General features: G+C 39.8%; 15 protein-coding genes. 13 read left to right on the top strand and 2 right to left on the bottom strand.

From position 1 onward, the window contains the following. Positions 1-56: 56 nt before the first annotated feature. On the top strand, positions 57-1,343 hold the full coding sequence (locus EZJ28_RS07245) for a hypothetical protein (protein WP_131396366.1): 1,287 nt from the start codon (positions 57-59) through the stop codon (positions 1,341-1,343). Here EZJ28_RS07245 and EZJ28_RS07240 read toward each other — a convergent pair. Further along, complete coding sequence (locus EZJ28_RS07240; protein WP_131396364.1) at positions 1,334-3,376, bottom strand: S9 family peptidase; 2,043 nt, start codon at positions 3,374-3,376, stop codon at positions 1,334-1,336. The genes EZJ28_RS07245 and EZJ28_RS07240 overlap by 10 nt on opposite strands. A gap of 132 nt (positions 3,377-3,508) precedes the next feature. On the opposite strand from EZJ28_RS07240, the gene EZJ28_RS07235 reads away from it, so the two are divergent. The 9 genes from EZJ28_RS07235 (at position 3,509) to EZJ28_RS07195 (ending at position 10,675) form a co-directional block, all read left to right on the top strand. Then, on the top strand, positions 3,509-4,003 hold the full coding sequence (locus EZJ28_RS07235; protein WP_131396363.1) for a DUF4440 domain-containing protein: 495 nt from the start codon (positions 3,509-3,511) through the stop codon (positions 4,001-4,003). Between the two features lie 4 nt (positions 4,004-4,007). Further along, entirely contained in the window at positions 4,008-4,367 is a 360-nt protein-coding gene (locus tag EZJ28_RS07230) for a cupin domain-containing protein (RefSeq protein ID WP_131396361.1), read from the top strand. 110 nt (positions 4,368-4,477) lie between these two features. Further along, positions 4,478-6,379, top strand: a complete 1,902-nt coding sequence (locus EZJ28_RS07225; protein WP_131396359.1) for a S9 family peptidase — start codon at positions 4,478-4,480, stop codon at positions 6,377-6,379. 51 nt (positions 6,380-6,430) lie between these two features. After that, positions 6,431-7,612, top strand: coding sequence for a nitrate/nitrite transporter (locus EZJ28_RS07220; protein ID WP_131396358.1), 1,182 nt, complete (start codon positions 6,431-6,433; stop codon positions 7,610-7,612). A gap of 118 nt (positions 7,613-7,730) precedes the next feature. Continuing rightward, complete coding sequence (locus tag EZJ28_RS07215) at positions 7,731-8,135, top strand: hypothetical protein (protein WP_131396356.1); 405 nt, start codon at positions 7,731-7,733, stop codon at positions 8,133-8,135. A 58-nt stretch (positions 8,136-8,193) separates the two neighbouring features. After that, positions 8,194-8,652 carry a DUF1801 domain-containing protein gene (locus tag EZJ28_RS07210; protein WP_131396355.1) on the top strand — a complete coding sequence of 153 codons (459 nt, stop codon included), beginning with the start codon at positions 8,194-8,196 and terminating at the stop codon, positions 8,650-8,652. A 4-nt stretch (positions 8,653-8,656) separates the two neighbouring features. Beyond that, a complete protein-coding gene (locus EZJ28_RS07205; RefSeq protein ID WP_131396353.1) occupies positions 8,657-9,259 on the top strand; it encodes a short chain dehydrogenase in 603 nt (200 codons plus the stop codon). Positions 9,260-9,394: 135 nt separating this feature from the next. Continuing rightward, positions 9,395-9,865: a DUF4168 domain-containing protein gene (locus EZJ28_RS07200; RefSeq protein WP_242670082.1), complete on the top strand. Its 471-nt coding sequence runs from the start codon at positions 9,395-9,397 to the stop codon at positions 9,863-9,865. A 147-nt stretch (positions 9,866-10,012) separates the two neighbouring features. Then, complete coding sequence (locus EZJ28_RS07195; RefSeq protein ID WP_131396352.1) at positions 10,013-10,675, top strand: hypothetical protein; 663 nt, start codon at positions 10,013-10,015, stop codon at positions 10,673-10,675. On the opposite strand, the gene EZJ28_RS07190 is transcribed toward EZJ28_RS07195, so the two are convergent. Then, the gene (locus EZJ28_RS07190; protein WP_131396351.1) at positions 10,672-12,207 is read right to left on the bottom strand and encodes a GH3 auxin-responsive promoter family protein; all 1,536 of its coding nucleotides are present in this window, start codon (positions 12,205-12,207) and stop codon (positions 10,672-10,674) included. The genes EZJ28_RS07195 and EZJ28_RS07190 overlap by 4 nt on opposite strands. A gap of 339 nt (positions 12,208-12,546) precedes the next feature. Between EZJ28_RS07190 and EZJ28_RS07185 the strand changes: the two genes are divergently transcribed. The 3 genes from EZJ28_RS07185 to EZJ28_RS07175 all read left to right on the top strand — a co-directional run bounded on the left by EZJ28_RS07185 (position 12,547) and on the right by EZJ28_RS07175 (position 14,908). After that, positions 12,547-12,930 carry a response regulator gene (locus EZJ28_RS07185; RefSeq protein ID WP_131396349.1) on the top strand — a complete coding sequence of 128 codons (384 nt, stop codon included), beginning with the start codon at positions 12,547-12,549 and terminating at the stop codon, positions 12,928-12,930. After that, positions 12,914-13,150 (top strand): DUF3820 family protein, encoded by a 237-nt coding sequence (locus EZJ28_RS07180; protein ID WP_131396348.1) that lies wholly within the window; start codon positions 12,914-12,916, stop codon positions 13,148-13,150. The genes EZJ28_RS07185 and EZJ28_RS07180 overlap by 17 nt, the downstream gene beginning before the upstream one ends. 117 nt (positions 13,151-13,267) lie before the next feature. Next, positions 13,268-14,908, top strand: coding sequence for a CTP synthase (locus EZJ28_RS07175; RefSeq protein WP_131396346.1), 1,641 nt, complete (start codon positions 13,268-13,270; stop codon positions 14,906-14,908). Positions 14,909-14,928 lie beyond the last annotated feature (20 nt).

Here is a 14,928-nt window from a genome sequence, read left to right as displayed (position 1 = left end):
TTTTTCATCTGCAATGTCATAGTTTTAAGGTCCGGAAATCATTAAACAGATCTTAAATGAAAAAGATATTCATCTTTATCGCAATTCTTTTCATTTTATTCATTTTATTAATATACTGGTCGGTTTCCAGCACCGATAAAGAATTCGAAACCTGCACAATAGAGAACTTTGAGGATCTGGAGAAAGTGGATTTCCAAAAGCATGATTCGGTTCTCATAGCAGCAAGCAGTCTCTACGAAGCCGATGCGATTAAACAATTTATGCAGGGCGAAAATTACCGCGAAGCCTGGGCTACTCCCGTTCAGGTGCCTATCATATATCTGGATACGCTTTACGGCGGAATGGAGATCGTTAAAGAAGGTGGCGGTAAACAAACACATTCCTTAAGAGTTCAAAGTGATAATGGAACCTTATACAGTCTGCGCAGCGTTACTAAAGATCCACAACAATTAATTCCCGAAATAGCGGAAACCCTGGGCCTTGAAAATATAATAGTTGATGGGATTTCTGCCCAGCATCCCTATGGCGCACTCCTGGCTGCAGAACTGTCGGATATTGCCGGAGTTTTTCATACTCATCCTAAACTTGTGTTTGTCCCTAAACAAAAGAGATTGGGTGAATTCAATCAAAAATATGGTAACCGCCTTTATCTTCTCGAATATGAAACGGAAGGTGAAAAGAACTGGACTTCATTAAATAACATAAAAGAGATCATAGAAACTGATGATTTACAGGAATTAAAACTGGAATATGGAGAAAAGCTGAATATAGACAGGAAGGCCCTGGTAAGGCTTAGGTTGTTCGATATCATGATTGGTGACTGGGACAGACATGCTGAACAATGGGGATGGGCCATTCAGGAAATGAATGGTGATATGAAAGCTATTCCTATCGCGGGTGACAGGGATAATGCTTTTTTCAATCTTAGCGGAGTGGTTTCAGAGATCCTTACCAACAAGAACATCGAACCCCTCGTAAGACCTTTCGAAAAAGAAGTGGATTATATGCCAGGGCTCGTTTATCCATTTGACCGTTATTTTCTGCTGAAGACTCCTGAAGAAGTTTTTATTGAACAGGCTAAAGAGCTCCAAACAGTTATGAGCGATGAGAAAATAGATCAGGCGTTCCATGTCTGGCCTGAAGCAATCTCAGAGCTGGATAAGAAGGAAATAACATCCAAGATTAAAAACCGGAGAAAACACCTGCAGGAATACGCCAGGAACTTCTATGAGATCATCCAGAGAAAAGGAAAGCTCACCAAACCCCTGAAAGGATCTGAAGAGCTTAACCTTAATAATTCTCTGATTGAATGTTTTGAATGCAGGGATAATGATCAATCCTGATTACTCCCAGACCTGTACTTTTCAAACCATGCCAGGGTGTGCGCCACCTTGGTAATGAGATTGCTTGGTCTTGCCGCAATTCCATGAGAGGCTTCCGGAATCTCTACCAATACGGTTTCAACTTTCCTTAGTTTCAATGCATGATAAAGCTGTTTTGCCTCGCTTGGAGGAGTTCTCAGATCGTCCATACCTACCATAACCATGGTTGGAGTTTCCACATTTCCCACCAGGGATAAAGGTGAAAATTTCCAGTAGCCCTCGAAATTCTCCCAGGGTTGTCCCGGGTATCGCGATTCGGCATAACCAAAATAATTATCGGCTACGAGGGTTTTGCTTATCCAGTTCACTACGGGTTTTGCCACTACAGCAGCCGTAAACCGATCGGTTTTCCCAATGATCCAGGCCGTCATGATCCCTCCGGCACTACCTCCCGTAACAAAAAGTTCATCTGTATTTATAAAGCCTTTTCCGATGACAGCATCTACCCCATCCATTACATCATTATAATCTTCACCGGGATAGTTATTATATAGTAAATTTCCGAATTCTTCACCATAACTTGTACTTCCGCGGGGATTTGGATAAAACACCACGTAACCCTGAGATGCATATAACTGGATCTCGGCAGAAAAATGCGGACCATAATTAAGGATCGGGCCACCATGATTTTCCACCAGTAATGGATATTCTTCCGTCTCATCGAAATCCGGCGGATATACGATCCATCCCTGAATATCTCTTTGGTCTACTGATGATTTATACCAGATCTCCTCCACCTTCCCTAAGTTTCTATAGGCCAAAAGATCTTCATTCACACCGGTAAGAATTTTAGGCTTATCATCCTTTTCAATTACAGCGACATCAGCGGGTCTATCAGGTTTACTCATTGTATAAGCTATTTCTCCGCCATTCGAAACATTGTAACTCCCGCTTGCATATGGCCTCCCGAGAGTTGTACCCCCTACATCTGTGGTGATATCGGTCACTTTTCCTTTAAGATCAATATAGGCGATCTTGGTAACCCCTAGGTCGTTGTATTTAAAATAAAGCCCTTTGCTTTTGGCATCCCAGACAGGGTCGCTTACACTGCGATCCAAACCACCAGAGATTAGCTTATTCCCACTCCCGTCAATATTCATTAACTGTAATTTATCTGTTTGATATGTCTGCACCTTATCTTCAAAACCAAGATAGGCTATGTATTTACCGTTCGGGGAAACTACAGGAGAATAATCTGGACCGCTTCTTTCAGTTAATTGATCTATGTTTCCATTCTGGACATCTACAGAATATATTTCGCTGTTTCTGAAATCGTATTCCCAGTCTTCATTTCGGTTAGCAGAAAAGAATATTTTACTGCCATCTGATGACCAGGAAAGATTTCCTGAATGGTTAAAATCACCACTCGTAAGTTGTCTTGCAGTACCACCTTCAGCAGGAATGGTAAAAATATGAGTAAAACCAGGTTTTATATAACCGCTCCCATCGGCTTCATGTTTTAGACGGTCAGTGATCCTTGGAGCCTTGGCCCATTCTGCTTTTTCAGGTTTTTCAGGCATTTTAGCGATCACGGGGGCCTTTGCATTTACCTTCATGGTAAAGGCAATTGATTTTCCATCAGGAGACCATTCAAGTGAAGACGGACTGTTTTCCAACTGGGTAAGTCGCGCAATAGCCCCTGTTTCAGTCCAGTAAAGATATATTTCACTACCCTCATCGGTACTGCTTACAAAAGCTATACGGTCTCCTGCAGGAGACCAGCGGGCATTGTTTTCATTCACTTCACGGGCACTTAGCTTATGGTGGATTTCTGGCTCTTCCACCCCAACGATCCATAGGTTACCTTTTGGTTTATCTTTCATTATATCAAAACCGGTTCGCCTGTATACCACATATTCGCCATTTGGTGATATCTGCGGATCTTCAGCATATTCTAATTGAAAAATATCAAGATATTCAAAGTTTTGTGAGGTTTGAGCTGCGGCACTGCCAAAGAAAAGGACCAGCGCCAAACTGAAAATAGATTTATACATTGATTTAAAAATATGGATTATAAGCCCTGAAATATAAGTTTCTTTAAACAAAACATCGACAAATAATCGCTATTTTGAATTTTAAATAAAGTAAACACTATTTTTGAAATGATCTTTATACCTGATAGATATATGAGAAATATTATACTAATTTTATTCTTACAATTCACCTTAGTTCCTGCATATACACAGGTAAGCGAAGATTCTGAACTTTTTCAGAAATTACTCGAAAAAGACAGTCTTCTCTTCAAGGAAGGATTTAATAAATGCAGAATAACAGAGTTTGAGAATTTTATTAGCGAAGACCTGGAGTTCTACCACGACCAGGGAGGCCTAACCACGAATAAAAAGGATTTCCTTGATGCGGTTAAAAATAATATTTGCGGGAAACCAGATGAGAAGCCTATTCGAAAACTTCGCGAAGCCAGTCTGGAGATTTTTCCACTTTACGAGAACGGAAAGCTCTATGGCGCTATTCAGAAAGGAATTCATGACTTTTTTATCAAAGAGCCTGGAAAAGAACTTTATATGACCAGCACGGCAAAGTTCACTCATGTCTGGCTACTGGAAAACGAAGAATGGATCCTTAAAAGAGTATTGAGCTACGATCATAAAAATCCAGAATAGAAAAATGGAAAAAGTCAATATAGCTGAGAAATTGAAAAAATTCTCTGATCACTGGAATCCCAGGATAGTTGGAGAACTGAACGAGCAACAAGTAAAACTGGCAAAATTAAAAGGTGAATTTGTATGGCATTCTCACAAAGAAGAAGACGAAATGTTCCTTATAATAAAAGGGAAGTTAAAGATAGAATTCCGGGATAAAACAGTGGTTTTAAACGAGAATGAATTTTTTATAGTTCCACGAGGGGTTGAGCATAAACCCATTGCCGAAGAGGAAGTTCACGTAATGCTTTTTGAACCTGCTTCCACTAAGCACACGGGCGAAGAATCCTATAAAATGACCAATAACAATCAGGAATTCCTGTGATCTAAAGTTTCGCTTTGCAGAAATTTTTTCGGCTTCCAAATTTTCATTTTTGTATATTTAAATAGTTCTCAAACCACTAGAACTTTTTTCCAAACTTAAACAACCAAAAAATGAAAAAAGCAAGTTTCCTTATTATGCTCCTGTGCATTACTGTCTTTGCGCAGGAAACCAAACCCAAAAAATACAGTATTGAACAATTTTACGAGAATACCAGGGTAGCCGGTGGTCAATTCTCCAATGACGAAACCAAATTGCTGATCAGCAGTGACGAATCCGGAATTTTTAATCTTTATGAGATCAATATTGCTGATGGCTCAAAAAAAGCTATTACCAATTCGGCTGAAGAATCACTCTTTGCCGTAGACTATGTTCCTGGGAGTGATAATATTCTCTTTTCTGCCGATAAAGGAGGAAATGAAATTAATCACCTATATCTTCTCAAACCCGATGGTTCTTCCACAGATCTTACTCCGGGAGAAAATGAAAAAGTGAGCTTTGCAGGCTGGAGCGGTAACAATCAGTATATGTACTACATTTCCAACAAGCGCAACCCACAGTTCTTTGATCTTTACAGGATGAAAGTTGGAAGTTGGGAGCCGGAATTGCTGTATGAAAATAAAGAAGGATACGGAATCGCGGATATTTCTGATTCGGGGAAATATATTTCTTTAACCAGGTCTATTACTACCAGTGAGAATAAACTATTTCTATTGGATCGTGAGACAGGAGAAATGACCGAAATATCAAAACCCGGATTCAATTACAGTCCTACCGGGTTCAATAAAGATGAAACAGAATTCTATTATACCACGAACCACGGAGGGGAATTCAGTAGCTTGATGGCATACGATCCTGATAGCAAAACTTCAAAAGTCCTTTACGAGACCAACTGGGATGTCATGTACAGCAGCTTAAGTGAAAATGACAAATACAGAGTGATCGCGATAAATGAAGACGGAGCGAATAAACTCATAATGTGGGAAAATAAAACCCAGGAGGCTATTGATCTACCGGAGATCCCTGATGGGAATATCGTTTCTGCCGGATTCTCTGACAGCGAAGAACTTTTAAGGTTGACCGTGGGAACCTCTAAAACTCCAAATAACATATATGTTCTTGACCTTAAAACAAACAACTTAAAAAAACTCACCAATACCCTAAACCCTGAAATAGACCCTGATGATCTGGTTGCGGCAGAAGTGGTGAGGTATGAATCATTTGACGGTCTGGAAATTCCCGCCATTTATTACAAACCTTTAAATGCATCACCAGATAATAAAAAACCAGCTTTAGTATGGGTTCATGGTGGTCCTGGAGGGCAAAGCCGTGTAGGATATTCTGCTCTTATTCAATATCTGGCAAATCATGGGTATGCCATACTGGCCGTAAATAACCGTGGAAGTAGTGGGTATGGCGCCAGTTTCTACAAAATGGACGATAAGAACCACGGAGAAAAAGATCTGCAGGATGTAATATGGGGCAAAAAATGGCTGGCTTCCCGGGATTATATAAACAAAGATCAAATAGGGATTATTGGCGGAAGTTATGGAGGTTATATGACCATGGCCGCAATGACTTTTGAACCTGACGAATTCGAGGTAGGGGTGAATATCTTTGGCGTGACCAACTGGTTAAGAACGCTTAGGTCCATTCCACCGTATTGGGAGTCATTTAAAAATGCATTATATGAAGAACTTGGTGATCCCAATACACAGGATTCCATAAGACTTAGAAAAATATCTCCATTATTCCATGCCCAAAATGTGAAGAATCCAATCATGGTTTTACAGGGAGCAAATGACCCGAGAGTGCTCCAGGTTGAATCTGATGAGATCGTGGCGGCAGTTAAGAATAATGATGTCCCAGTTGAATATATGGTATTCCCAGACGAGGGACACGGTTTCATAAAAAAGGAAAATGAGATTAAGGGCTACAGGCAGATAAGGCTTTTCCTGGACAAATATCTAAAGGATGAAGACGTAAATCTCCCCGACCAGGGACTGAAAGATTAAATTAGTATAATTGCCATATGAAACAGGTAGTATTCTATAAGAAACTTGGTATTGAAAGCAGCTCGTAGAATATTACCTGTTATTGTTATTGCACAGTTCTGTTGCACCTCGCTCTGGTTTGCAGGAAATGGAGTAATGAACGATCTCCTTCTAAGTTTTGACCTGAATAAAGAAGCCCTGGGCCATCTTACCTCTGCAGTACAATTTGGCTTTATTCTGGGAACATTAAGTTTTGCTTTTTTAACTATTTCAGACAGATTTTCTCCCTCTAAGGTGTTTTTCACATGTGCAATATTCGGCGCCATCTTTAACCTGGGAATATTATTGGAAAACAACAATCTGCTCAGTTTATTGCTATTCCGTTTTTTAACCGGTTTTTCACTGGCAGGGATCTACCCCGTAGGCATGAAAATAGCGGCTGATTATTTTGACAAAGGCCTGGGAAGATCTCTTGGTTATTTGGTAGGTGCCCTGGTTATAGGTACCGCTTTTCCGCATCTACTGAAAGAGGTCTCAGGAAGTATCCTGTTAAACTGGAGATCTGTCATCATCTTTACTTCTATTCTGGCAGTACTAGGAGGGTTTTTGATTTGGTTCCTGATACCTGATGGCCCTTATCGTTCCAAAAGACAGAAGGCCGATTTAGGACTAGCTTACAAGGTTTTTCAAAATCGTAGTTTTCGAGCTGCGGCATTCGGTTATTTTGGGCATATGTGGGAATTATATGCATTCTGGGCATTTACTCCGGCAATACTTAATTATTATCAGCTAATAAATCCGGGAACCAAATTCAGCGTCTCGCTTGTTTCGTTCTTCATCATAGGTCTGGGAGGGCTGGCCTGTATAATTGGAGGCTATATTGCAGAAAAGCTCGGAACGAAAAGAACGGCGGGTTCGGCCCTGTTTTTTTCAGGCTTGTGCTGTCTTATATCTCCCCTGGTATTCCTGCTGAACTCCCAGGTTCTGCTAATTACTTTCCTTAGTTTCTGGGGACTGGTAGTAGTAGCAGACTCTCCTCTGTTTTCTACCCTGGTCGCCCAAAACACACCTCCGGAATCCCGGGGTACCGCCCTGACAATTGTTAACTGTATTGGCTTTTCCATTACCATTCTGAGCATTCAATTACTTAACTTTTTAATACTGAATATATCTCCTATATTTTTATTCATTTTTCTGGCGTTTGGTCCGGTATTGGGCCTAATCGGTTTGCTCTCCGAAAAAAGACTAACGTAAAACCCTCACAATATGTGAAGTAAAGGTCATTTCTTAGAAAATTATAATTTTTTACAGGAATTTTAAGCAACCTTTTTGAGCGGCTATCATCTTTTAAGTGAAAATAAAATTTAAGTACATGAGGAATTTTATCGGCATTTTACTTTTTTCAATTATTATTTCTTCCTGTTCCATTAATAGTGGACCTGAAATAAAGAATCTTTCGGAAGAAGAACTTCTTGGAAGTTGGCGACTTATCAAAATCTCCGGAGGCTTTGAAGGAACCACAACAGAATATGATGAAAATGATGATAAGTTTGTGATAGAATTCAGAAAAGAAGATTTCATCAGTTCAAAAAATGGAAAAGAATTAGAAAAAACCAAATATCGCATAATAATGGGCAAGTCTATTAGAACTACAGAGGATGTTCCTCTTATAATCTATGAAACTGGCAAAAAGCAGTCTTTCGAATTTCGTAATGGAAATCTTATTCTGTTCGATGAATGCTATGACTGCTTTCAAAATGAATATGTACGTTTATAGCATCATTTTATTTATTTAAAAGATTAAATTAGGCAGGAATCATTCAATAAATATAAGGATGAAGATCGAAGCCAATTCTCCTGAAGAATATATCAGCAAAGTTCCTGAAGAAAAAAAGGAAGCCATATCTAAATTAAGATCAATCATCAAAGATAATTTGCCTGAAGGATTTCATGAGAGGATTAGTTATGGAATGATAGGTTATGTTGTTCCTCATACCCTTTATCCCGCAGGTTATCATTGCGACCCCAGACTTCCGCTTCCATTTATGAATCTGGCTTGCCAGAAGAATTATATTGCACTTTATCATTCCGGTGTCTATGCTAACCCCGAACTTTATGATGGGTTCATTAAAACGTACAAAGAAGAAACAGGTAAAAACCCCGATATGGGAAAAAGCTGTATACGATTCAAAAAAACTGATGAGATCCCAATTGATGTTATTGGTGAACTGGCAACAAAAATCACTCCCCAGGAATGGATAGAGTTGTATGAAAAAAGCATAAAAAGAAAATAAATATATGAAAATTTTGATCATCGGAGCCAGTGGCACCATTGGTAGAAAAGTTACCGAAGAACTATCTAAAAAGAATGAGGTTATCAAAGTTGGAAAGACAAGTGGTGAGATCCAGGTAGATATCTCAGATTTAGGCTCTATCCAAAGTATGTTCGAAAAATTGGGAAAAGTGGATGCCATTGTGTGCATCGCCGGTGAGGCCAAATGGGATAATTTTGAAGACCTCAGAGAAGAGGATTTCTATATAGGCATTAAAAGCAAGCTGATGGGGCAGGTTAACCTGGTGAGTATAGGCAGGAATTATCTGAATCCGGGTGGTTCTTTTACGCTTACAACAGGAATACTGGCAGATCATCCGGTAGACAAAACCACCAGTGCCGCCATGGTAAATGGAGGGCTTCACAGTTTTGTAAAAGCAGTATCTCTTGAATTGGAAAACGGCCACCGAATCAATGCTGTTTCAGCTGATCTTGTGGAAGATGCCAGGGAAAAATATGAAGATTACTTTCCAGGCCATACTCCTGTTCCTATGTATAAGGTGGTAGACGGATACAAAAAATCCGTTCTCGGAATACCTAACGGAGAGATCATAAGGATAGTGGCTTAAGACGCACGAAATGATTTAACAGCTTTTCCATTCAAATGTTAAGGTTTTATTAATTACCTTTTTCAGTTTCTTAAAGCTTTGGTTTTGGAAGCACATAACTATAGCTTACGCGCTTCAAAATTGAAAAGATAAAATATGAAATTGACGAAATTATTCAGCAGTCTGCTTTTGGTATTCATAATGGGAAGTGCCTCAGTAATGGCTCAAACCCCTCAGTTACCACAACAAAAGGAAAAGATCGAAGTGAGTGATGAAGAACTTACCGAATTTGCCCAGGTATTTCAAAAGATGCGAATGGTAAATCAGGAAGCGCAGCAAAAGATGATCCAGGCCGTGGAGGAAGAGAGTTTTGAACTTCAAAGATTCAATGAGATCCACCAGGCAAAAATGGACCCTGAAAAAGAAGTGGAAACCACTGATGAGGAGGAGAAAAAGTATGAACTGGTGGTTGCCGAACTTGAAAGTATGCAGCCAAAATTTCAGAAAAGAATGGAAGACCTTATAAAGGAAAGTGATCTTAGCATGCAGCGATATCAGCAGTTAGCTATGGCTCTTAGAACCGATGCTCAGTTGCAGCAGAGATTGCAGGCTATTATGAAAGGCTAAGACTTAAATCTTAAATAGATTTTGTAAAAAGCAGGTTATCCAACCTGCTTTTTTTATTTCTAATCTTCGCATATTTTAAGTCTATTTTAAAATATAAGACTTTTAGAGGCATCAATTTTGTTGTAATTTAGAAAACAATGAAATCATATGACAGGCATACTTAGAAAAACATATCTATTATTTATTTTTTTTATAGTGCTACCCGCCTGTTATTCCCAGCAGCCATCCATGCAACAAAAAGACAGCCTTAAATTTAATAATAAGATTGTTCCGGATACTATCTGGCGCGAGGCCTATGTGGCTCTATCGCATTATCCGGAATTAAAGGATACTCCCATAGAATTTCGTTTCAAAAAGAATATCAAAAAATCCTTTATGCAGGCCCAGCCCAAACTAGGAGGCCTTTTTAAAAAAAAGGAAAACCGAAGTTATCTTATCCTTATAAACGAAGAGTTTAGTATAGAAGATGAAAAGTTGGATATAAGTATGGTACCATCTGAAGTACTTATAGGCTGGATTGGCCATGAACTTGGGCACATCATGGACTATCGTGACAGGTCGGCACTGGGTCTTATCTGGTTTGGCTTGAAATATATAACTTCAGATAACTATATCAGGGAAGCCGAAAGGGCTGCCGATACTTATGCGGTAAACCATGGTCTGGGTGAACAGATCATCGCAACCAAGGATTTTATTCTCAACCATTCCCGGCTATCAGACATTTACAAAGCACGTATTGAAGATCTTTATCTCTCGCAGGAGGAGATCATGGTCTTGATCGATGAAATTCACGAAGAAACGACCCACTAAATTTTTCCGGAATTTTCCTGAACGAATTTTTCCCATTCCCCGAACTTTTCTTCATTCATAACCTTCTCCATTTTAACCTGTCCCCCTTTTTTCTTATTCGCTGCATTCCATTCATGGAACATGTTAGGATTTACCAGTTTCACCTTAACTCCATGCAGAGCCTTGGAACGAGCTACCTTATAATTTTTATTAGCTTCCTGGAGTGATTCATCCAGGGCTTCTGCCAGTGCTGCTTCATCCTTTTTATCTTCAGTTCCCAGATACCAGAAATGATAATATTCGCCATCTTCTCCTCTCCTGGCGGCGACCACGAATTCTGGAATGCGCATATCGAATGTATCTTCCAGTTCCTTTACGGCATCGTTCATTTTATTTACCGAAAGTTGCGACCCCACCACATTAAGAAAGAACTTTGTTCTTCCAGTGATCCGGATCTCATACTTTTCCTTATCGGTAAATTTAATGGTGTCTCCAATAATATATCTCCACGCTCCACTAACGGTGGAGATCAGTAAGACGTATTCTTCTTCCTCCTTTACATCGGCCAGCGGGATCACCGGTGCATCAACGGTGATGGAACCATCCTGATTTATATATTCAGGTTTAAAAGGAACAAACTCAAAATAGACTCCATTATCAAGGATGAGTTTCATAGCATGGGTTTCGGGCCTATTCTGTATCGCGAGAAAACCTTCTGAAGCCAGATAAGTATCGATTACCTGTACTGGTTTACCCCATAATTTCTCGAAGCTCTTTTCATAGGGCTCAAAAGCCACCCCTCCCGAAGCATACACCTGAAGATTGGGCCATATCTCGTGAATATTATTCAGGTTATTATATTCTATAACCCTTTTAAGCATAAGTTCCATCCAGGACGGAATTCCGCTTAATGCGCCAATATCCCAGTTACTTGCATTCTCCGCGATCTTCTGTACTCTCTCGTCCCATTCATCGATCTTTGCTATCTCTTCGCCGGGCTTATAATAACCTCTGAACCAGGAAGGTATGTTGCTGGCACTTATCCCACTTATTTCTCCCTCTTTGTGATCCCCTTCCTTCTGTAAATCGGTTGAACTTCCCAGCATCATAATCTCTTTTTCAAAAAAATCGGGAGGTAACTCAAAATTACTGAGAGCACTTATCTGCTTGATACCGGCTTTTCTTATTGATTCCAGCATATCATCGGTAACAGGTATCCTTTTGCTACTTTTCCCTGTAGTACCGGAACTCAATGCAAAATAAGGAGGTCTTCCCGGCCAGGTTACATCGTTCTCCCCCTGGTGATACTTGTGCCACCATTCCTTATCAATCTTATTATAATCAAAAAAAGGTACTTTACTGGCAAAGCTCTGCCTAATATCATCAGCTTGCAGTATTGTTTCAAAATCGTAATATTTGCCAAAGGCCGTATTCTTAGCTTTTTTCAGAAGGCTTCTTAATACCTCTTCCTGATCCTGATTAGGATCGCCGTCTGGGGTGAGACTTTCCTTTAAATCGATAAGACTTTTTATAATTGACCCGAATATCGCCATCTTTCTTTTTTAGAGTCTAAAACTAAGAAGACATCCTTGAAGGCCTATGATCGTTACAAAATATTTAACGAGCTAAAAAGTAATTTAATTCCTACATTGATTCTATAGGATTTGTATGAAAAGGATTATTTTAGTTAAATTGAAAAAAATCTTAGCTATTATAGAAAATTAAATTTCATCTTTACGCTTATTGAAGCTATAATCCTTACCGTAATGCAAATGCTAACCAAATCTGAATCAAGGTGCAGCTTTAAGGAAGCTTCCGGCGGGTCAATTGAAATAATTGAGCTCCAAGAATTGTCTTTAGTAAAGGAGAAGCTTCAAATAGAAGAGTAGGATATGAACAAGGTCTATTTGGTAGATGACCAACCCATAGCAAATTTTATAACTAGAAAACTCCTTGAACTTGAAGGCTTTAAGGGAGAAATCATAGAATTCACAGATCCCGTAGAAGCTCTGGATTCCATTAAAGAAGATGAGAACTCCCTGGTCTTCCTCGATCTGAATATGCCTGAAATGAGCGGATTGGAATTTCTTGCCGAGCTCAAAACAAGGAAGGTGCATCACAATATTATTGTCTTAACTTCGAGCACCAGTAAAGTGGACCGTAAGAAAGCAAAGGAGTATTCCTGTGTGATCAAATACATGGTTAAACCCATGAACAAGAAAAAATTCAATGAAATTTCAGATCTAATTTGGGCAAAGATTGAAGATAATTCCTGATTCTGAAAAACTTGTGGAACTTGCTTATGCCAGAATGCATTTCGGCAGGTATAAAGACAGGTATCTTTCTGATATTCCAGAACCCTATTATGTATGGTTTAGACAAAAAGGTTTTCCACCGGGAAAACTGGGCAACCAGATGCAACAGGTATTCGAATTGAAAATCAATGGCCTTGAGGGACTGCTCAAACAGATAAGAAATAGATACCCAAGACCTTAGACCAATAAAGACAAGCTGTTAAGAAGGTCTTAATATTAGCATTACAATATAGCCACTTTTTCTATTCTTCTTTGTAATTTAGCGCCCTGAAAAAACAACACAACAAACAGGAATAAAATGGCCGATACCAAGTATATATTTGTAACCGGAGGTGTATCTTCTTCACTGGGAAAAGGGATCATTGCGGCTTCGTTGGCAAAATTGTTACAGGCACGGGGCTTTAAGACCACAATCCAGAAATTGGATCCTTATATCAATGTGGACCCGGGAACTTTAAATCCTTACGAACATGGTGAATGTTACGTGACCGAAGATGGGGCCGAGACAGACCTTGACCTTGGCCATTACGAACGTTTTCTCAATGTAAATACTTCCCAGGCCAACAATGTTACTACAGGTAGGATCTACCAAAGCGTAATTGAGAAGGAGCGTCGCGGTGAGTTTCTCGGAAAAACGGTTCAGGTTGTTCCTCATATCACGAACGAAATAAAGGAAAGAATACAGATCCTTGGTCAGAATGGCGATTATGATATCGTGATTACAGAGATTGGAGGAACCGTGGGTGATATTGAGTCCCTTCCATATATTGAAGCGGTAAGACAGTTAAAATGGGAACTGGGCGATGATAACGCTCTTGTAATTCATCTTACACTGGTGCCTTATCTTTCAGCAGCCGGGGAATTGAAGACCAAGCCTACGCAGCACAGTGTGAAAACGCTGATGGAAAGCGGAATCAAAGCAGATATACTCGTTTGCCGTACTGAACATGAGCTTTCGGATGATATTCGCAGAAAACTGGCGATCTTCTGTAATGTTCGACAGGAAGCTGTTATCCAGAGTATTGATGCTCCCACCATCTACGACGTTCCTAATATGATACTGAAAGAGGGTCTGGATACGGTGACCTTAAAAAAACTGGCTCTGCCAGACGATACTACTCCCAATCTGGAACGATGGAACCAGTTTCTTCAAAGACACAAGAATCCGAAGGCCGAAGTTCATATAGGTCTTATTGGAAAATATGTGGAGTTACAGGACAGCTATAAATCCATTCTGGAAGCCTTCATTCATGCCGGGGCAGAAAATGAAGTATATGTGAATGTGGAATATATACATTCCGAATTTATCAACGACAGTACCATCCATAATAAGATAAGTCATCTGGACGGGGTTCTGGTTGCTCCAGGCTTTGGAGAAAGGGGGATCGAAGGGAAGATAGATGCAGTGAGATACGCTCGGGAAAATGGTTTACCATTCCTGGGGATCTGCCTGGGAATGCAAATGGCAGTAATAGAATTTGCACGAAACGTACTTCAACTCAAAGGTGCCAATTCTACCGAAATGGATCCTGATACCAAACACCCGGTAATCGATCTAATGGAAGCACAAAAAGAAATCACCCATAAAGGCGGAACCATGCGTTTAGGAGCATGGGATTGTAAGCTAAGTAAAGATTCTATAATACATAGTGTGTATAATACGGAAATGATCAAAGAGCGTCATCGTCACCGCTATGAATATAATAACAAGTACAAGGAACAACTGGAGAATGCGGGTATGGCGAGTACCGGTATAAATCCTGAAACAGGTCTGGTGGAAATCATAGAACTCAAGGACCACCCCTGGTTTGTTGGAGTACAATATCATCCCGAATACAAGAGTACGGTAGCCAGTCCTCACCCACTGTTTGTTTCCTTTGTAAAGGCCGCACACGAACATTCGGTTAAACAAAAGAATGCCAAGATGGCACAGAAATAGAAAATGGCGGTTTTTTTGAC

It is taken from the genome of Gramella sp. KN1008, from assembly GCF_004332155.1.
GTDB lineage: Bacteria > Bacteroidota > Bacteroidia > Flavobacteriales > Flavobacteriaceae > Christiangramia.
Note: the sequence above shows the minus strand (reverse complement) of the source record. Positions and strands in the feature narration are given on the sequence as shown.